12 protein-coding genes and 1 pseudogene are annotated in these 18,209 nt (G+C 71.8%); 7 read left to right on the top strand and 6 right to left on the bottom strand.

What is annotated here, in order from left to right; all coding sequences use genetic code 11:
• Positions 1-64 precede the first annotated feature (64 nt).
• Together IE286_RS15160 and IE286_RS15165 are read left to right on the top strand one after the other, a co-directional pair.
• Positions 65-977 (top strand): annotated as a pseudogene (locus IE286_RS15160) (RecB family exonuclease); the annotation flags it as partial.
• A 32-nt stretch (positions 978-1,009) separates the two neighbouring features.
• Complete coding sequence (locus tag IE286_RS15165) at positions 1,010-1,681, top strand: response regulator (protein ID WP_189797252.1); 672 nt, start codon at positions 1,010-1,012, stop codon at positions 1,679-1,681.
• 99 nt (positions 1,682-1,780) lie between these two features.
• On the opposite strand, the gene IE286_RS15170 is transcribed toward IE286_RS15165, so the two are convergent.
• From IE286_RS15170 to metH, 3 genes are all read right to left on the bottom strand, one after another.
• The gene (locus IE286_RS15170) at positions 1,781-3,385 is read right to left on the bottom strand and encodes an ABC transporter substrate-binding protein (protein WP_189797253.1); all 1,605 of its coding nucleotides are present in this window, start codon (positions 3,383-3,385) and stop codon (positions 1,781-1,783) included.
• Between the two features lie 473 nt (positions 3,386-3,858).
• A complete protein-coding gene (locus IE286_RS15175; protein ID WP_189797254.1) occupies positions 3,859-4,608 on the bottom strand; it encodes an HAD family hydrolase in 750 nt (249 codons plus the stop codon).
• Positions 4,609-4,784: 176 nt separating this feature from the next.
• Positions 4,785-8,300: a methionine synthase gene (gene metH, locus IE286_RS15180; protein ID WP_189797255.1), complete on the bottom strand. Its 3,516-nt coding sequence runs from the start codon at positions 8,298-8,300 to the stop codon at positions 4,785-4,787.
• 352 nt (positions 8,301-8,652) lie between these two features.
• Between metH and IE286_RS15185 the strand changes: the two genes are divergently transcribed.
• From IE286_RS15185 to IE286_RS15205, 5 genes are all read left to right on the top strand, one after another.
• A complete protein-coding gene (locus IE286_RS15185; RefSeq protein WP_189797256.1) occupies positions 8,653-9,417 on the top strand; it encodes an IclR family transcriptional regulator in 765 nt (254 codons plus the stop codon).
• 491 nt (positions 9,418-9,908) lie between these two features.
• Positions 9,909-10,703, top strand: coding sequence for an MIP/aquaporin family protein (locus IE286_RS15190; RefSeq protein WP_189797257.1), 795 nt, complete (start codon positions 9,909-9,911; stop codon positions 10,701-10,703).
• A gap of 89 nt (positions 10,704-10,792) precedes the next feature.
• Entirely contained in the window at positions 10,793-12,352 is a 1,560-nt protein-coding gene (glpK, locus tag IE286_RS15195; protein ID WP_372462512.1) for a glycerol kinase GlpK, read from the top strand.
• A gap of 9 nt (positions 12,353-12,361) precedes the next feature.
• Positions 12,362-13,978 (top strand): glycerol-3-phosphate dehydrogenase/oxidase, encoded by a 1,617-nt coding sequence (locus IE286_RS15200; protein WP_189797258.1) that lies wholly within the window; start codon positions 12,362-12,364, stop codon positions 13,976-13,978.
• 257 nt (positions 13,979-14,235) lie between these two features.
• Entirely contained in the window at positions 14,236-15,291 is a 1,056-nt protein-coding gene (locus IE286_RS15205; protein WP_229862822.1) for a PAC2 family protein, read from the top strand.
• Positions 15,292-15,360: 69 nt separating this feature from the next.
• Here the strand turns inward: IE286_RS15205 and mshC are convergent, their stop codons facing one another.
• The 3 genes from mshC to IE286_RS15220 all read right to left on the bottom strand — a co-directional run bounded on the left by mshC (position 15,361) and on the right by IE286_RS15220 (position 18,182).
• Positions 15,361-16,590 carry a cysteine--1-D-myo-inosityl 2-amino-2-deoxy-alpha-D-glucopyranoside ligase gene (gene mshC / locus IE286_RS15210; RefSeq protein ID WP_189797259.1) on the bottom strand — a complete coding sequence of 410 codons (1,230 nt, stop codon included), beginning with the start codon at positions 16,588-16,590 and terminating at the stop codon, positions 15,361-15,363.
• A 189-nt stretch (positions 16,591-16,779) separates the two neighbouring features.
• On the bottom strand, positions 16,780-17,628 hold the full coding sequence (locus IE286_RS15215) for an SCO1664 family protein (protein ID WP_189797260.1): 849 nt from the start codon (positions 17,626-17,628) through the stop codon (positions 16,780-16,782).
• Positions 17,592-18,182 carry a DUF3090 domain-containing protein gene (locus IE286_RS15220; protein ID WP_189797261.1) on the bottom strand — a complete coding sequence of 197 codons (591 nt, stop codon included), beginning with the start codon at positions 18,180-18,182 and terminating at the stop codon, positions 17,592-17,594. Before IE286_RS15220 ends, IE286_RS15215 begins: the two co-directional genes overlap by 37 nt.
• Positions 18,183-18,209 lie beyond the last annotated feature (27 nt).

The raw sequence follows: 18,209 nt of genomic DNA on the forward strand, positions 1-18,209 counted from the left end.
GGCGGCCGTGGTGCCCGCGCAGACGGTGGCGGCCGAGCCACCGGTCGCCGGGGCGGGCGGTGCGGTGCCGCGGGAGACCGGTGTTCCCGGGGCCGGGGCGGCCGGGGGCGCGGCCACACGGTCGCCGGCGCCGCCCGGCTCGCTCTCCCCGTCCCGGGCCTCGGACTTCATGCGCTGCCCGTTGCTGTACCGGTTCCGGGTGATCGACCGGCTGCCGGAGAAGCCGAGCGAGGCGGCGACCCGCGGCACCCTGGTGCACGCCACCCTCGAACGCCTGTTTGACGCGCCGGCCGCGGAGCGCACCGTGTCCCGGGCCAAGGCGCTGCTCCCGGACCAGTGGGACCGGCTGCGCCGCGAGCGCCCGGAACTGACGGAGCTGTTCGCCGACGATCCGGGCGGCGAGCGGATGGCCCGATGGCTGGCCCAGGCGGAGCAGCTCGTGGAACGCTGGTTCGCGCTGGAGGATCCCACCCGGCTGGAACCCGCCGAGCGGGAGCTGTTCGTCGAGGCGGAGCTGGAGTCGGGGCTCCGGCTGCGCGGCATCATCGACCGGGTGGACGTCGCGCCCACCGGCGAGGTGCGGATCGTCGACTACAAGACGGGCAGGGCGCCCCGGCCCGAGTACGCCGACGAGGCGCTGTTCCAGATGACGTTCTACGCCCTGGTGGTGTGGCGGCTGAAGGGGATCGTCCCGCGCCGTCTGCAACTGGTGTACCTGGGCAGCGGTGATGTGCTCACCTACGACCCGGTGCCGGCCGATCTGCGGCGGGTGGAGCGCAAGCTGCTGGCGCTGTGGGACGCGATCCGGCAGGCGACCGAGACCGGTGACTGGCGGCCGCGGCCGACCCGGCTGTGCGGCTGGTGCGATCACCAGGCGCACTGCCCGGAGTTCGGCGGCACTCCCCCGCCCTACCCGCTGCCGGTGACCCGGACCGGCCCGTAGCGGCCGGGCGGCCCAGGGCAGAATGGGGCCGGACCGGTTCTCAAGGCCCCACCGAAGGAGACTCACGTGGCCATCCGCGTCCTGCTGGTCGACGACCAGCCGCTGCTGCGCACCGGGTTCCGGATGATTCTGGAGGCGGAAGGGGACATCGCGGTCGTGGGCGAGGCCGGAGACGGCCTGCAGGCTCTCGACCAGGTGCGTGCCCTGCAGCCCGATGTGGTGCTGATGGACATCCGCATGCCGCGGATGGACGGCGTGGAGGCGACCCGGCAGATCACCGGGCCCGGACGGGACGGTCCGGCGAAGGTGCTGGTGCTGACGACGTTCGACCTCGACGAGTACGTGGTGGAGGCGCTGCGGGCGGGCGCGAGCGGTTTCCTGCTCAAGGACGCTCCGGCGGCCGAGCTGGTGCAGGCGATCCGCGTGGTGGCGGCCGGCGAGGCGATGCTGGCGCCCAGCGTCACACGGCGGCTGCTGGACAAGTACGCCGTCCATCTGCCGCTGAACGAGGAGCCGGTGCCGGACACGCTCAGCACGCTCACCGAGCGCGAGGTGGAGGTGCTGAAGCTGGTGGCGCGCGGGCTGTCGAACGCGGAGATCGCCGCGGATCTGTTCGTCAGCGAGACAACGGTGAAGACCCATGTCGGGCATGTGCTGACCAAGCTGGGGCTGCGCGACCGCGTGCAGGCGGCGGTGTACGCCTACGAGAGCGGTCTGGTGCGGCCCGGCGCACAGTAGACCGCGCCGGCCGGACGCCGTGTGATCGACGGGGGCGCCCCTCCCGGGTCCACCGGGAGGGGCGCCCCCGTGTGCGGTCCGTGCGTGGCCGGCGGACCGTCAGCCGCTCACGCCCCGGCCCAGCTCCCACAGTTGCAGCGCGGAGGTGGAGTTGAGGGTGTAGGCGGTACCGGTGATGTCGTCGCGGGCGGCGACGTACTGCTTGCCCTGCCACAGCGGCAGCACCGGAACGTCGTCGGCGACGATGTCCTGGATCTTGGTCAGGCTGGGAGACGCGGACAGCCGGTTGGCCTCGCGGCGGGACTGCGGGATCAGCTGGTCGCGGATCTCGTCGTTGCTGTACGGCGTGCTGAGGAAGTTGTCCTTGTCGAGGAACGGCGCCAGGAAGTTGTCGGCGTCGGAGAAGTCCGGGAACCAGCCCATGCCGTAGACGTCGTACTCGCCCTTCTGCTGGGCGGGGCGGAACTCCGTCCAGGGCGTGCCCTGGATGCTGACGTCGAACAGCCCACTGGAGGTCAGCTGCTGCTTCAGGACCTCGAACTCCCGCTGCATGGCGGTGCCGTAGTGGTCGGTGGTGTAGTGCAGGGTCAGCTTCACCGGGGTGGTGATGCCGGCGCTCTCCAGCAGCGCCTTGGCCTTGGAGACGCTCGGGTCGCCGTACCTGTTGAAGAAGGAGTTGGAGTGACCGGTGATGGTCGCCGGCACGAGCGAGTAGAGCGGTTCGGCCTGGGTGCCGTAGACCTTGGAGACCAGTTCGTTGCGGTTGACGAGCTGGGCCATGGCCTGGCGGACGGCCTTGTTCTTCACCGTCGGGGCGTCGGTGTTGAAGGCCAGGTAGCGGATCTCCAGGCCGGGGCTCTCGACGAGGTCGACGGGGCCGTCGTCGGCGTTGGACAGCTTCTGGATCTGTTCCGGCGTCATGGTCCGGGTCATCAGGTCGATGTCGCCCTTGTCCAGGGCGGCCCCCATGGCGTCGGCGTCGGCGAAGGAGCGGATCTCCACCTTGTCGTTGTTCACCTTCAACGAGCCCTTGTAGTGGGGGTTCTTGGTGAACACGGCCCGGACCAGCTCGTTGTTCTCGACCTCCGGCTTCATGGTGTAGGGGCCGGAGCCGTCCACCTGGAAGCCGGTGCGCAGCTTGTCCTTGGGGTAGATCTTCGGGTTGACGATGCCCGCGACCGGTGTCGACAGCTTGTACGGGAAGGTGGCGTCGGCGGTGTTGAGGTGGAAAACGACCTCGCGGTCGCCCTGGGTCTCCACGGTGTCGATGGTGGAGAGCAGTCCGGCCACGCCGCTGTCGGCCTTGATGCTGCGGGCGCGGTCGATGGAGTACTTCACGTCGGCCGCGGTGACGGGGTCGCCGTTGGCGAAGGTCAGCCCCTTGCGCAGGGTGCAGGCGTAGCGCTCGTTGCCGCTGTCGGTGAAGCGGCACTGCTCGGCCGCCTCCGGTATGGGGTCGCCGTCGCCCTTCGGCATGATCATCAGGGTCTGCACGGTCTGGCGCAGGATGTTCCAGAGGCCGACGTCATAGGCGTAGGCGGGGTCGAGGGGTGCGGGGGCCGCCTTGGAGGCGGTGAACCGGTCCGTGGTGCCGACGACGATCGGGTCGGCCCCGTCGTCTCCGCTCCCGGAACCGCCGCATGCGGCGAGCACCGGCGCGAGCAGGCCGACCACAGCCGGCAGCACCAAAGTCTTGCGGTTCATGCGCGATTGTCTCCAAGGCTGTCGTGTCCGTGAGCCCGGCGCGCTGGGGTGGTGCGGGCCGGGCACGGGTGGGGGGCGTTGTTCTCCCGACGAGATTAGTCCGCGCCCGTCGCGCCCCTGACAGGCACCGGAGTTGTGCGCCATCACACAGCGGAATCAGGCGTGGACGCACGGAAAATGTGCCACTGGAATATATTCGTGCAGCATCTCACCAACCGGGACACAAGGGCGGGCCGGCGACTTAGGCCGACGGGACGTTCGTACGCTCCGGTAGGTGCCCGGCCGACCGGAGGAGTGTCGAACGTCACATCATCAACGAGGGTGGTGCGTACAGGAATTGCGCAGCCGTGCGCGACCGGGGCGTACGGGTGCGAACCGGTGGGGACCGGCGGCCCGAGGCGGCTGAGGCGCACCGTGGCCGCCCGTGAGGCCCCGTGGCCGGCCGGGCATGCGCTGGCTGAGGGGGCCGGGGCTCAGTTGGGGCAGGCCATCAGGCGGTGCAGGAACGGCAGGTCGACCTCTTCGAGGGAGGTGACGACGGTGCGCCGCGGGGCCGGCGGGATCGGGGCGACGGAGGGCACGGCGACAACCCGGCAGCCCGCGGCCTCGGCGGCGGCGACTCCGGTGGCGGTGTCCTCGACGACCGCGCACCGGGCGGGGTCCACACCCAGCCGGGAGGCGGCCAGCAGATAGGGGTCGGGGTGCGGCTTGGTGCGGGCCACCTCGTCGCCCGCGACCGACAGGGCGAAGTGCTGCGGGCCGATCGCGGCGAGCACCCGGTCGATGATGCGCCGGTGGGAGGCGGAGACCAGCGCGGTGGGGACGCGGTGCGCGGACAGCTCCGCCAGCAGGCGCGCGGCACCGGGCATGAGCGGCACGGCGTGGTCGATGCGGTCCTCGAAGCCCTGGTTGAGCAGGTCCGTCAGCTCGGCGAGGCTGACGGAGGCCCCGGTGGCCTCCAGCAGGAAGCCGGCGCTGCGGCTCATCGGGCCGCCGACGACCACGTGTCTCCAGGACTCGTCGAGGGTGTGGCCGAGCGCGGCGAACACCTCGACCTCCACGTCCCACCAGAACCCTTCGGTGTCCACCAGGGTGCCGTCCATGTCGAGGAGCACGGCCTGCAGACCGGATCCGTCGGCCGATGGGGTCGTGGCCCGCGTCGTCGCACGCGTGGAGCCGGCGGACTGGGACTGGGTGCCGAGCGCAGGGACCGTGCTGGTCATCCGGGCGTACCTCCTCCAGGGACGACCAGGCCGGTTCCCACGGGGGAACCGGCCTGAGGGGGACCGACCAGTTTACGACGCCGGCGCCGCGAACGCCTCATCACGGCCGCGCGGCACCCCGGCCGAGCGCCCGGCGCCCGCGTCCCCGCAGGGCCCCGGGCGGCCGGGGCACCGGGTCACCGGGCGTTGAAGTACTTCGCCTCCGGGTGGTGGACGACGATGGCGTCGGTGGACTGCTCGGGGTGCAGCTGGAACTCCTCGGAGAGGTGGACGCCGATGCGCTCGGGCTCCAGCAGGGCGGCGATCTTGGCGCGGTCCTCCAGGTCGGGGCAGGCCCCGTAGCCGAGCGAGAAGCGGGCACCGCGGTACTTCAGCTCGAACATGCCCTGGATCTCGTCGGGGTCCTCCCCGGCGAAGCCCAGCTCGGCGCGGACCCGTGCGTGCCAGTACTCGGCCAGGGCCTCCGCCAGCTGCACCGACAGACCGTGCAGCTCCAGATACTCGCGGTAGGAGTCGGAGGCGAACAGCCGGGCCGTCTCCTCGCCGATGCGCGAGCCGACGGTGACCACCTGGAAGCCGACCACGTCGGTCTCCCCGGACTCCTCCGGGCGGAAGAAGTCGGCCAGGCACAGCCGGCGGCCGCGGCGCTGGCGCGGGAAGGTGAACCGGGTGCGTTCGTTGCCCTGCTCGTCCAGGACGATCAGGTCGTCGTCCTTGGACACGCACGGGAAGTAGCCGTAGACCACGGCCGCCTGCAGCAGGTTGTCGGTCTGCAGCCGGTCGAGCAGGCCGCGCAGCCGGGGCCGGCCCTCGGTCTCGACCAGTTCCTCGTAGCTCGGCCCCTCGCCCGTGCGGGCCTGCTTCAGCCCCCACTGGCCCTTGAACAGGGCGCCCTCGTCGAGCCAGGACGCGTAGTCCTTCAGCGGGATGCCCTTGATCACGCGGGTGCCCCAGAACGGCGGGGTGGGCACCGGGTTGTCGGTGGCCACATCGGAGCGGACGTGCCCCTCCTCCGGCCGGGTGTCCTCCACCACGGACGCGGAGGCGCGCACCCGGCGCGGGCGCAGCTCGGGCAGCTTCGCCCCGGGCACGCCCCGCTTGACGCCGATCAGGGCGTCCATCAGGCGCAGCCCTTCGAAGGCGTCGCGGGCGTAGCGGACCTCGCCCTCGTACAGCTCGTGCAGGTCCTGCTCGACGTAGGCCCGGGTCAGGGCGGCGCCGCCGAGGATGACCGGATAGCGGGCGGCCAGACCGCGGGCGTTGAGCTCCTCGAGGTTCTCCTTCATGACCACGGTGGACTTCACCAGCAGCCCGGACATGCCGATCACGTCGGCGTTGTGCTCCTCGGCGGCCTCCAGGATCGCCGAGACCGGCTGCTTGATGCCGAGGTTGACCACGGTGTAGCCGTTGTTGGACAGGATGATGTCCACGAGGTTCTTGCCGATGTCGTGCACGTCGCCGCGGACCGTGGCCAGCACGATGGTGCCCTTGCCGGCCTCGTCGGTCTTCTCCATGTGCGGTTCGAGGTGGGCCACGGCGGCCTTCATCACCTCGGCGGACTGCAGCACGAACGGCAGCTGCATCTGCCCGGAGCCGAACAGGTCGCCGACGACCTTCATGCCGTCCAGCAGGGTGTCGTTGACGATGTCCAGGGCGGGGCGGTCGCGCAGCGCCTCGTCGAGGTCGGCCTCCAGGCCGTTGCGCTCGCCGTCGATGATGCGCCGCTTGAGGCGTTCCTCCAGCGGCAGCGCGGCCAGCTCCTCGGCCTTGGACGCCTTCAGCGACGTGGCGGTGGCGCCCTCGAACAGCTCCATGAGCTTCTGCAGCGGGTCGTAGCCGGGGCGCCGGCGGTCGTAGATCAGGTCCAGGGCGGTGGCCACCTGCTCCTCGTCGAAGCGGGCGATCGGCAGGATCTTGCTGGCGTGGACGATCGCGGAGTCCAGCCCGGCCTTGACGCACTCGTCGAGGAAGACGGAGTTCAGCAGGATCCGGGCGGCCGGGTTGAGGCCGAAGGAGATGTTGGACAGACCGAGGGTGGTCTGCACGTCGGGGTGCCGCCGCTTCAGCTCGCGGATGGCCTCGATGGTGGCCATGCCGTCCTTGCGGGACTCCTCCTGGCCGGTGCAGATGGTGAAGGTGAGGCAGTCGACGAGGATGTCCTCCTTGCGGATGCCCCAGGTTCCGGTCAGGTCGGCGATGAGCCGCTCGGCGACCTCGACCTTCCGTTCGGCGGTGCGGGCCTGCCCCTCCTCGTCGATGGTCAGCGCGATCAGCGCGGCACCGTGCTCCTTGGCCAGGGCCGTCACCTTGGCGAAGCGCGACTCGGGGCCGTCGCCGTCCTCGTAGTTCACCGAGTTGATCACCGCGCGGCCGCCCAGCTTCTCCAGGCCGGCCCGGATCACGTCCACCTCGGTGGAGTCCAGGACGATCGGCAGCGTGGAGGCGGTGGCGAACCGGCCGGCCAGCTCCGTCATGTCGGCGACGCCGTCCCGGCCGACGTAGTCCACGCACAGGTCCAGCATGTGCGCGCCCTCGCGGATCTGCTCCCGGGCCATCTCCACGCAGTCGTCCCAGCGGCCCTCGAGCATGGCCTCGCGGAACTTCTTCGAGCCGTTGGCGTTGGTGCGCTCGCCGATGGCCAGGTAGGAGGTGTCCTGGCGGAACGGCACCGTCTGGTAGAGCGAGGCCGCGCCCGGCTCGGGACGCGGGTCGCGCTCCGGCGGGGTGACGCCCCGCACCCGCTCCACGACCTGCCGCAGGTGTTCGGGGGTGGTGCCGCAGCAGCCGCCGACCAGCGACAGGCCGTACTCGCGGACGAAGGTCTCCTGGGCGTCCGCAAGGCCTTCGGGGCCGAGCGGGAAGTGGGCGCCGTCCTTGGTGAGCACCGGCAAGCCGGCGTTCGGCATGCACAGCAGCGGGATGCGGGAGTGGCGGGCGAGGTAGCGCAGGTGCTCGCTCATCTCCGCGGGGCCGGTGGAGCAGTTCAGGCCTATGAGGTCGATGCCCAGCGGCTCCAGCGCGGTCAGGGCCGCACCGATCTCCGAGCCGAGCAGCATGGTGCCGGTGGTCTCGAACGCCATCGAGCACAGCAGGGGCACCTCGACGCCGGTTGCCTCCATGGCACGCCGGGCGCCGAGCACCGAGGCCTTGGTCTGCAGCAGGTCCTGCGTGGTCTCCACGATCAGCGCGTCCACGCCGCCGGCGAGCAGGCCCTCGGCGTTGGCCTGGTAGCCGTCGCGGATCGTGGTGTAGCCGACGTGGCCGAGGGTGGGCAGCTTGGTGCCGGGGCCCATGGAGCCGAGCACCCAGCGGACGCGGCCGTCGCGGGCGGTGTACTCGTCGGCCACCTCGCGCGCTATGCGGGCGCCGGCCAGGGACAGCTCGTGCACCCGGTGCGAGATCTCGTACTCGGCGGTGGCGGTGTGGTTGGCGCCGAAGGTGTTGGTCTCGACGCAGTCCACGCCCGCCGCGAAGTACGCCTCGTGCACCGAACGGACGATGTCCGGACGGGTGATGTTGAGGACCTCGTTGCAGCCCTCCAGCTGCTGGAAGTCCTCCAGGGTGGGCTCCTGGGCCTGGAGCATGGTGCCCATCGCTCCGTCGGCGACCACCACGCGGGTGGCCAGTGCCTCGCGCAGGGCGGACACGCGGGTGCGGGCGTCGGGGACGGGGATGGACGGCAACGCGGCCATGAAGGGCTCCCTGGAGGTGCGACGGCTGTCGGCTTTGCGCCTTCCGCCCGAGCGCGGACAGCCCGTTCCGAGCCGCCCGCCGGCTTCCCGGGGGAGGGCGCACGCGGCCAGAGTAGCCGGGACCGGCACCCGATGGTCAGGGCGTCCATCACCCGGACGATGATGACAACCACGTCACCTGCGCGGACGCCCGCGAGAAATCGGGTGACGCGACGGAACTCGGTCCAGCCATTGGCGATGAGTCGGCATGGACCGGTAGTGTTCGGCATTGCCGAACGGCGGTGGAGGCTCGACGGAGGACGGCCCCACCCGCCGCTCGGTGACGGTCGAAGGGGACGGAGGCAGGACGGCGATGGCACGGAACATCCAGTCGCTCGAGAGAGCGGCCGCGATGCTGCGCCTGCTCGCGGGTGGCGAGCGGCGGCTCGGTCTGTCGGACATCGCCTCGTCGCTGGGCCTGGCCAAGGGCACCGCCCACGGCATACTCCGCACCCTGCAGCAGGAGGGCTTCGTCGAGCAGGACGACGCCTCCGGCCGCTACCAGCTGGGCGCGGAGCTGCTGCGGCTGGGCACCACCTATCTCGACGTGCACGAGCTTCGGGCGCGCGCCCTGGTGTGGACGGACGACCTGGCCCGCTCCAGCGGGGAGAGCGTCTACGTGGGGGTGCTGCACCAGCAGGGGGTGCTGATCGTGCACCACGTCTTCCGGCCGGACGACAGCCGGCAGGTGCTGGAGATCGGCGCCATGCAGCCGCTGCACTCCACGGCGCTGGGCAAGGTGCTGTCGGCGTACGACCCGGTCGCGCACAGCGAGGCCGTGGACAGCGAGCGCAAGGCGTTCACCGACCGCACGGTGTGCGCCCTGGAGGACTTCGAGCAGATCCTGGACCTGACCCGGGCCCGCGGCTATGCGGCCGACGTGGAGGAGACCTGGGAGGGGGTGGCGTCCATTGCCGCACCCATCCACGACCGGCGGCGGATGCCGGTCGGCGCGGTCGGCATCACCGGCGCCGTGGAGCGGGTGTGCCGGGAGGGCGAGCTGCGCCCGGAGCTGATCGCGGCGGTGCGGGACTGCGCCCGCGCGGTCTCCCGGGACCTGGGCGCCGGGCGGTTCTGAGCCGGGCCGCATCCAGGCGAGCGTGCGTCTCACCGAGGGGCCGGTACGTCACCGACGTGCCGGCCCCTGGTCGCGCCGCGCCCCCGGCCGGTCCGCCCGCCGTACGCCCGGGCGCTTCGCGTTGCGCCGTACGCCCGGATGTTCCGCGCGCCGTACGCCCGACCCCCTCCGGCACCGCGTCCCCGGCCCGGTCCGGGCACGCCTCCCCCACCCCCTTGCGCATCCCCTCCCCGCCCCCTCGCCCACCGCGTCCCACGCGCCCCACCAGGACGATCAGTAACGATCGTGCATTGGGCAACAGAACTCTTGACGGCCACGTGACGGCCACGTGAGACTCCCGTCCATCGGTCGGCATTGTCGAACGCCTTGCGGCAATAGGCGCTAGAGTGTGACAAGGCCAAGGGACCGGCAACGCTCTCACACCGAGGGCGCCAACCCCCGGGACGACCCGGGGTTCGGCTACCCCTGGACGAAGGACAAAGGAGTCGCGGGTGTCCAGCTCCGACATCTTCATCGGCGAGACCGTAGGGACCGCCATACTCATCCTGCTCGGCGGAGGCGTCTGCGCCGCCGTCACCCTCAAGGCCTCGAAGGCCCGCAACGCCGGCTGGCTCACCATCGCCTTCGGGTGGGGTTTCGCCGTGATGACGGCCGCGTACATCTCCGGGCCGCTCTCCGGAGCACACCTCAACCCGGCTGTGACGCTCGCGTTCGCCATCAAGGACGGCGACTGGACCGACGTCCCGACCTACCTCGCCGGTCAGCTCCTCGGCGCGATGATCGGTGCGGTGCTCGTGTGGGCCGCCTACTACGGGCAGTTCCAGGCTCACCTGACCGACAAGGAGATCGTCGGCGGTCCGGGGGCGCAGGCCACCTCCGCCAAGGCGGTCGAGGCCCGGGACAAGGGCGCCGGCCCGGTCCTCGGAGTCTTCTCCACCGCTCCGGAGATCCGCCACACGGTGCAGAACCTCGTCACGGAGATCATCGGCACCTTCGTGCTGATCCTCGCCATCCTCACCCAGGGTCTGAACGACAAGGGCAACGGTCTGGGTGTCGTCGGCGCACTGATCACCGCGTTCGTGGTCGTCTCCATCGGTCTCTCGCTCGGCGGCCCGACGGGTTACGCGATCAACCCGGTCCGTGACCTCGGCCCGCGGATCGTGCACGCTCTGCTTCCGTTGCCCAACAAGGGCGGCTCCGACTGGAGCTACGCCTGGATCCCGGTGGTCGGCCCGCTGGTCGGCAGTGCGATCGCCGCCGGCGTCTACAACGCCGCGTTCGCCTGACGACCGGCGCGCCCGCGCCCCCGGGCGGCGGGCGCGCACCGCACCCGCAACCCACCGACCACGGACTTCACAGGACCGAGGAGCACACAGTGACCGACGCCCACACCACCGCCATCGCCTCCCGCGGCCACGGACCCTTCATCGCCGCCATCGACCAGGGCACCACCTCCTCGCGGTGCATCGTCTTCGACCGGGACGGCCGGATCGTCTCCGTCGACCAGAAAGAGCACGAGCAGATCTTCCCCCGGCCCGGCTGGGTCGAGCACGACGCCGCCGAGATCTGGACCAACGTCCAGGAGGTGGTCGCCGGAGCGATCGCCAAGGCCGGCATCACCCGCGACGACATCAAGGCCATCGGCATCACCAACCAGCGCGAGACCACCGTGCTGTGGGACAAGAACACCGGTGAGCCCGTCCACAACGCCATCGTCTGGCAGGACACCCGCACCGACGCCCTGTGCAAGGAGCTGGGCCGCAACGTCGGCCAGGACCGCTTCCGCCGCGAGACCGGCCTGCCCCTGGCCTCCTACTTCGCCGGCCCCAAGGCCCGCTGGCTGCTCGACAACGTCGAGGGCCTGCGCGAGCGCGCCGAGCGCGGCGACATCCTCTTCGGCACCATGGACACCTGGGTCATCTGGAACCTGACCGGCGGGGCGAACGGCGGCCGGCACGTCACCGACGTCACCAACGCCTCCCGCACCCTGCTGATGAACCTGCACACCATGCAGTGGGACGAGCGGATCTGCCAGTCGATCGGCGTGCCGCGCCAGATGCTGCCGGAGATCCGCTCCTCCGCCGAGGTCTACGGCGAGATCAAGGGCGGCCGGCTCGGCGAGCTGCTCGGCGGCGTCCCGGTCGCCTCCGCGCTCGGCGACCAGCAGGCGGCCCTGTTCGGCCAGACCTGCTTCAGCGAGGGCGAGACCAAGTCGACGTACGGCACCGGCACCTTCATGGTGATGAACACCGGTGACAAGATCATCAACTCCTACAGCGGCCTGCTGACCACCGTCGGCTACCAGATCGGCGACAACAAGCCGGTCTACGCCCTGGAGGGCTCGATCGCCGTCACCGGCTCGCTGGTGCAGTGGATGCGCGACCAGATGGGCCTGATCTCCACCGCCGCCGAGATCGAGACGCTCGCGCTGTCCGTCGAGGACAACGGCGGCGCGTACTTCGTACCGGCCTTCTCCGGCCTGTTCGCCCCGTACTGGCGTGCCGACGCCCGTGGTGTGATCGCCGGCCTGACCCGGTACGTCACCAAGGCGCACCTCGCGCGCGCCGTCCTGGAGGCCACCGCCTGGCAGACCCGTGAGATCGCGGACGCCATGACCAAGGACTCCGGCGTGGAGCTGAAGTCGCTGAAGGTCGACGGCGGCATGACCTCCAACAACCTGCTGATGCAGACGCTCGCGGACTTCCTGGACGCCCCGGTGGTGCGCCCGATGGTCGCCGAGACCACCTGCCTCGGCGCCGCCTACGCCGCCGGTCTCGCCGTCGGCTTCTGGAGCAGCACCGACGAGCTGCGCCAGAACTGGCGCCGCGCCGCCGAGTGGACCCCCCGCATGGACGCGGCAACCCGCGACCGTGAGTACAAGAACTGGCTCAAGGCCGTCGAACGGACCATGGGCTGGCTCGAGGACGAGGAGTAAGAAACCGTAATGACCAGTCAGTCCACCCTGCAGTCCGTGCCTGCCCTCGGGACGCACCCGGCATCCGGTTCGAACCCGAGCCGTGCCGAGACCCGGGAGCAGCTCTCCAAGGCGACGTACGACCTCCTGGTGATCGGCGGCGGCATCCTGGGCATCTCCACCGCCTGGCACGCCGCGCAGTCCGGCCTCAGGGTGGCCCTGGTCGACGCCGGCGACTTCGCCGGCGCCACCTCCTCCGCCTCCTCCAAGCTGCTCCACGGCGGACTGCGCTACCTGCAGACCGGTGCGGTGAAGCTGGTGGCGGAGAACCACTTCGAGCGCCGTGCGGTCTCCCGCCAGGTGGCCCCCCACCTGGCCAACCCGCTCACCTTCTACCTGCCGGTCTACAAGGGCGGACCGCACGGCGCGGCGAAGCTCGGGGCGGGCGTGTTCGCCTACTCGGCGCTGTCCGCCTTCGGGGACGGCGTGGGTCACCTGCTCTCGCCGGCCAGGGCGCAGCGGGACGTGCCCGAGCTGCGCACCGAGAACCTCAAGGCCGTGGCCGTCTACGGCGACGACCAGATGAACGACGCCCGCATGGCGCTGATGACGGTCCGCGCGGCCGTCGAGGCCGGCGCGGTCGTGCTCAACCACGCCGAGGTCACCGGGCTGCGCTTCACCCGCGGCCGGGTGACCGGTGCGGAGGTGCGCGACCGGATCGGCGGCGAGGAGTTCGGGGTGAACGCCCGCCTGGTGCTCAACGCCACCGGCCCGTGGGTGGACCACCTGCGGAAGATGGAGGACCCGGACGCGGCGCCGTCCATCCGGCTGTCCAAGGGCGCGCACCTGGTGCTCAAGCGGACCTCGCCGTGGAAGGCGGCGCTCGCCACCCCGATCGACAAGTACCGCATCACCTTCGCCCTCCCCTGGGAGGACATGCTGCTGCTCGGCACCACGGACGAGGAGTACGAGGGTGACCCGGCCGAGGTCGCCGTCACCGACAAGGACATCGCGCAGATACTCGACGAGGCGTCTCTCTCCGTCCGCGATCAGCAGCTGCGCCGCGAGCTGATCACCTACTCCTTCGCGGGGCTGCGGGTGCTGCCGGGCGGCCCCGGTGACACGGCCAAGGCCAAGCGCGAGACGGTGGTCACCGAGGGCAAGGGCGGCATGCTGTCCGTGGCCGGCGGCAAGTGGACCACCTTCCGGCACATCGGCAGGACGGTGATGAAGAAGCTGCAGTCCCTGCCCGGCCGGCCGCTCGGCGAGGACTTCGAGCCGGTCTCCACGCTGCCGAAGAAGCTGCCGCTGCCGGGCATCGCCAACCCGCGCGCGGTCGCCCACCGGCTGCTGGTGGACCGCCCGGCCCCCGGTCCGCGGATGGCCGCCGACACCGCCAGGCACCTGGCCACCCACTACGGCTCGCTGGCCTTCGACATCGTCCGCCTGGCCAACGAGCACCCGGAACTGGGCGAGCGGATCCACCCCGAGGCTCCGGAGATCTGGGCGCAGGTCGTGTGGGCCCGTGACCACGAGTGGGCGGAGTCGGTGGACGACGTGCTGCGCCGCCGCACGACGCTGACGATCCGCGGTCTGGACACCGACGAGGTCCGCGGCAAGGTGCAGGACCTGCTCGACCGGAAGTGAGGAGCCACCCGCCGTCCTCGGCGGCGGGCGGCACGAGCGTGGGGCGGCTCCCCATACGCGGGTGGCCGCCCCGCCGTCGTCGGCCGGGACCGCCCCGCCCGGCGTGCGCGCCGCTCCGCGTCGGCGGCCGCGGGTGTCCGGGCGGCGTGGACGGGGCAGTGATGCGTTCACTCCCCCGGGCAAGGGGGTGCGGGCGCCCCCGCGGCACGCCGTAAGGTTGGTGGGTCAGGCGAGGGCACGTCGGAAGGAGGCACTGGGTGATCGAGCTCGAGGGGGTTCCCGAGCTGATCGACCCGGTCATGGTGGCCGCGTTCGAGGGCTGGAACGATGCCGGCGACGCCGCCTCCACCGCGGTCGCGCACCTGGAGCGGGAATGGAAGGGCGAGGTGTTCGCGGCGCTGGACGCCGAGGACTACTACGACTTCCAGGTCAACCGCCCCACGGTGTTCATGGACGGCGGTGTGCGCAAGATCACGTGGCCGACGACACGGCTGTCGGTGGTGCGGGTCGGCGGCGACAACCCGCGGGACCTGGTGCTGGTCCGCGGCATCGAACCGTCCATGCGCTGGCGCTCGTTCTGCAACGAGCTGCTGGGCTTCGCGCACGAGCTGGGCGTGGAGCTGGTGGTCATCCTGGGCGCGCTGCTCGGGGACACCCCGCACACCCGGCCCGTGCCGATCAGCGGGACCACGTCGGACGCGGATCTGGCCCGGCGGATGGACCTGGAGGAGACCAAGTACGAGGGGCCGACGGGCATCGTCGGGGTGCTGCAGGAGGCCTGCACGCACGCCGGTGTCCCGGCGGTGTCCCTGTGGGCGGCCGTCCCGCACTACGTGTCGCAGCCGCCCAACCCGAAGGCCACCCTGGCCCTGCTCAACCGTCTCGAGGACCTGCTGGACCTGCGCATCCCGCTCGGCGAGCTGCCGGAGGACGCACGCGCCTGGCAGCTGGGCGTGGACCAGCTGGCCGCGGAGGACAGCGAGGTCGCCGAGTACGTGCAGACCCTGGAGCAGGCGCGGGACACCGCGGAGCTGCCGGAGGCGTCGGGCGAGGCGATCGCCCGGGAGTTCGAACGGTATCTGCGGCGCCGTGACAGCGCCGGCCCGGCGGCCTCGGGCGGGCACGCCACGGCGGACGGCGGCGAGAGCGGCTCGTTCCTGCGGGACACCCCGAGTGAGCGCACCCGGCCGCCCCGGGCGCCGAAGCCCGAGACGGACACCGGCCGCACCGCCGACACGGGCGGCGGGGAGTCCTCCGGCTCCTCGGACGGCCCGGACACCCCGGACGACTCCTCCGCGCCCTCGGAGGACTGAGCCGGTCCGCGAGACGCCGAAGGGGCGGTGCGCCGAGCGCACCGCCCCTTCGTCATGCGTCCCGGACGGTCACAGGGCCACGCCGAGCAGCGCGTCCACGGCACGGGAGACCAGGCCGGGGGCGCCGGTGTCCGTGCCGCCCCGCTCCTGCTGGAGCGCGACCCAGCGGTCCACCGCGGCGAGCGCCGCCGGGGTGTCGAGGTCGTCGGCGAGGGCCTCGCGGATCTCCTCGATCAGGGCGTCCGCGGCGGGCCCGTCGGGCCGGGAGACGGCCGAACGCCAGCGGCCCAGGCGGGCGACGGCTTCCTGCAGGCCCTGGTCGGTCCACTCCCAGTCGGAACGGTAGTGGTGGGCGTGCAGGGCGAGCCGGATGGCGGCGGGGTCCACGCCGTCGCGCCGCAGCTGGGAGACGAACACGAGGTTGCCCTTGGACTTGGACATCTTCTCGCCGTCCAGCGCGACCATGCCGGCGTGGACGTACGCCTTGGCCATGGGGAACTCGCCGGTGAGCACCTGGGCGTGCGAGGCGCCCATCTCGTGGTGCGGGAAGGCCAGGTCTGACCCGCCGCCCTGGACGTCGAAGCCCATGCCGAGGTGGTCGAGGGCGATGGCCACGCACTCGATGTGCCAGCCGGGCCGGCCACGGCCCAGCGAGCCGCCGTCCCAGCTGGGCTCGCCGTCGCGGGCTGCCAGCCACAGCAGCGGGTCGAGCGGGTTCTTCTTGCCGGGACGGTCGGGGTCGCCGCCGCGCTCGGCGGACAGCAGCCGCATCGCGGTGGCGTCGAGGCGGGAGACCTGCCCGAAGTGGGGGTCGGACTCGACGGAGAAGTAGATGTCCCCCTCCAGCTCGTAGGCCGCGCCGAGGTCGCGCAGCCGTTCCACCAGCGGGACGATGCCGGGTATCGCCTCCACGGCGCCTGTGTAGTGCTTCGGGGGCAGCATGCGCAGGGCGGTCATGTCCTCGCGGAACAGGGCCGTCTCCTGCTCGGCGAGCTTCACCCAGTCCACGCCGTCGCGCTGCGCTCGCTCCAGCAGCGGGTCGTCGACGTCGGTGACGTTCTGGACGTAGTGCACCTGCCGCTTGGTGTCGAGCCATACGCGCTGCACGAGGTCGAACGCGTTGTAGGTCGCCGCGTGACCCATGTGGGTCGCGTCGTACGGGGTGATGCCGCAGACGTAGAGACGGGCGACGGGTCCGGGGCGGAGAGTGACCCGTCCCCCGGACGCGGTGTCGTGGATCCTCAGGTCGCGGCCCTGACCTGGCAGGGCGGGGACTTCGGAAGCGGGCCAGGCATGCATGTCATGAGCGTAACCGGGGGTCGGTTCCGTCCACGAACCGGACTGTCCGAATGACCGGGAAGGCACTCTTGCCGAACGTCCGCGGATGTGATCCGCCGCTGCCGGTCTCGGGCGTTTCGCACCTGTCGCGGGGGGAACGGGCGGGTTCCGCCCGCGGGCCCCGCACCGGTACCGGGGAACCGGCGGGCCCTACACCGGGGGCCAGGGGATCGCGGGCCAGGTGCCCGACGGCTCGGGGTGGACGCCGCCGGTGAGCAGGGCGGCGACCCGGGCGCGGGTGGCGTCCAGCTCGGCCGGGGTGATCAGCCGCGCCAGCCGGCCGGCGAGGGGGCCGTCGTCGCCGAGGGCGTCCTGGAGCGATTTGAGCACCTCCAGCGCCTGTGCCGGCAGGGGTTCGCCCGCCCAGCCCCACAGCAGGGTGCGCAGCTTGTCGTCGGTGTGGAAGGTCACACCGTGGTCGATGCCGTACAGGCGGCCGTCGCGGGTGGGCAGCAGGTGGCCGCCCTTGCGGTCGGCGTTGTTGATCACCGCGTCGAGGACGGCCAGCCGGCGCAGCCGGTCGTCGTCGGCGTGCACGAGCAGCGCGGTGCGGCCCTCGCCGACCTCCGCGAACCCGATCGCCTTCCAGCCCTCGCCGGGCTCCTCGCCGTCGACGAGCGCGAGCAGCTCCGCCTCGGGCGACGCCTCGATCCACAGCTGGACCATGCCCTCGCCGTAGGGGCCGTCGCGCAGCACGGTCGGCGGGACCAGGCCCCAGCCGGTGGCCTCGGAGACCTCGTAGGCCGCCACCTCGCGGGCGGCCAGGGTGCCGTCGGGGAAGTCCCACAGCGGCCGTTCCCCGGCGACCGGCTTGTACACGCAGAGCGCCTCCTGGCCGTCCAGGGCCACCGTGCACAGCAGGGCGGCGTTGGACGCCTCACGGATACGGCCGCGGACGGTCAGCTCGCCGTGGGCGAGCAGCTCGGTCGCGGGCAGCGCCGCCTCGCGGGACGCACCGGGCGTCACGCTCCGCGGCGGTATCCGTTCTGGCGCGGGCATACGTGTCCTTCCGGGTCGAGCGGGAGGCTGCACAGCGGGCACGGCGGCCGCCCGGCGTTGACGACGTCGAGAGCGCGTTTGGCGAAGGCCCTGGCCTGGGCGCCGGTGAGCCGGACCCGCAGCATCGGGGGGCCGTTCTCCTCGTCCTGCAGCAGCCGCTCCTCGGCCTCGGCGAGGTCCTCGTCGGAGTCGGCGTCGAGTTCCACCAGGGCCTGCGCCTCGACGATCATGCGCTCGTTCTCGCCGTCCCAGGCGAGCGCCATGGTGCCGACGCGGAACTCCTCCTCGATGGGCGTGTTCAGCGGAGCGGTGTCGGCGATGTCGGCGGGGGCCACCGCGGGCACGGCGGCGCTGCCGCCGCTGCGGCGCAGCACCTCGTCGAGCAGCTCGTCCATGCGCTGGGCCAGCGCGGCCACCTGGGTCTTCTCCAGGGCCACACTGGTCACCCGGTTGCCGGCGGTGGCCTGGAGGAAGAACGTCCGGCGCCCGGGCAGTCCGACCGTGCCGGCCACGAAGCGGTCCGGGGAGTCGTAGAAGAACACCTGACGGGACACGTTCCTGTCTCCTGCAAGTCGGTCGGA

This window comes from Streptomyces thermodiastaticus, from assembly GCF_014656135.1.
Classification (GTDB): Bacteria; Actinomycetota; Actinomycetes; order Streptomycetales; family Streptomycetaceae; genus Streptomyces; species Streptomyces thermodiastaticus.

What these genes read in the sequence shown, in the direction of transcription:
- IE286_RS15170 (WP_189797253.1), bottom strand. Translation starts at nt 3,385, where the DNA reads ATGAACCGCAAGACTTTGGTGCTGCCGGCTGTGGTCGGCCTGCTCGCG.
- IE286_RS15175 (WP_189797254.1), bottom strand. Translation starts at nt 4,608, where the DNA reads ATGACCAGCACGGTCCCTGCGCTCGGCACCCAGTCCCAGTCCGCCGGC.
- metH (WP_189797255.1), bottom strand. Translation starts at nt 8,300, where the DNA reads ATGGCCGCGTTGCCGTCCATCCCCGTCCCCGACGCCCGCACCCGCGTG.
- IE286_RS15185 (WP_189797256.1), top strand. Translation starts at nt 8,653, where the DNA reads ATGGCACGGAACATCCAGTCGCTCGAGAGAGCGGCCGCGATGCTGCGC.
- IE286_RS15200 (WP_189797258.1), top strand. Translation starts at nt 12,362, where the DNA reads ATGACCAGTCAGTCCACCCTGCAGTCCGTGCCTGCCCTCGGGACGCAC.
- mshC (WP_189797259.1), bottom strand. Translation starts at nt 16,590, where the DNA reads ATGCATGCCTGGCCCGCTTCCGAAGTCCCCGCCCTGCCAGGTCAGGGC.
- IE286_RS15215 (WP_189797260.1), bottom strand. Translation starts at nt 17,628, where the DNA reads ATGCCCGCGCCAGAACGGATACCGCCGCGGAGCGTGACGCCCGGTGCG.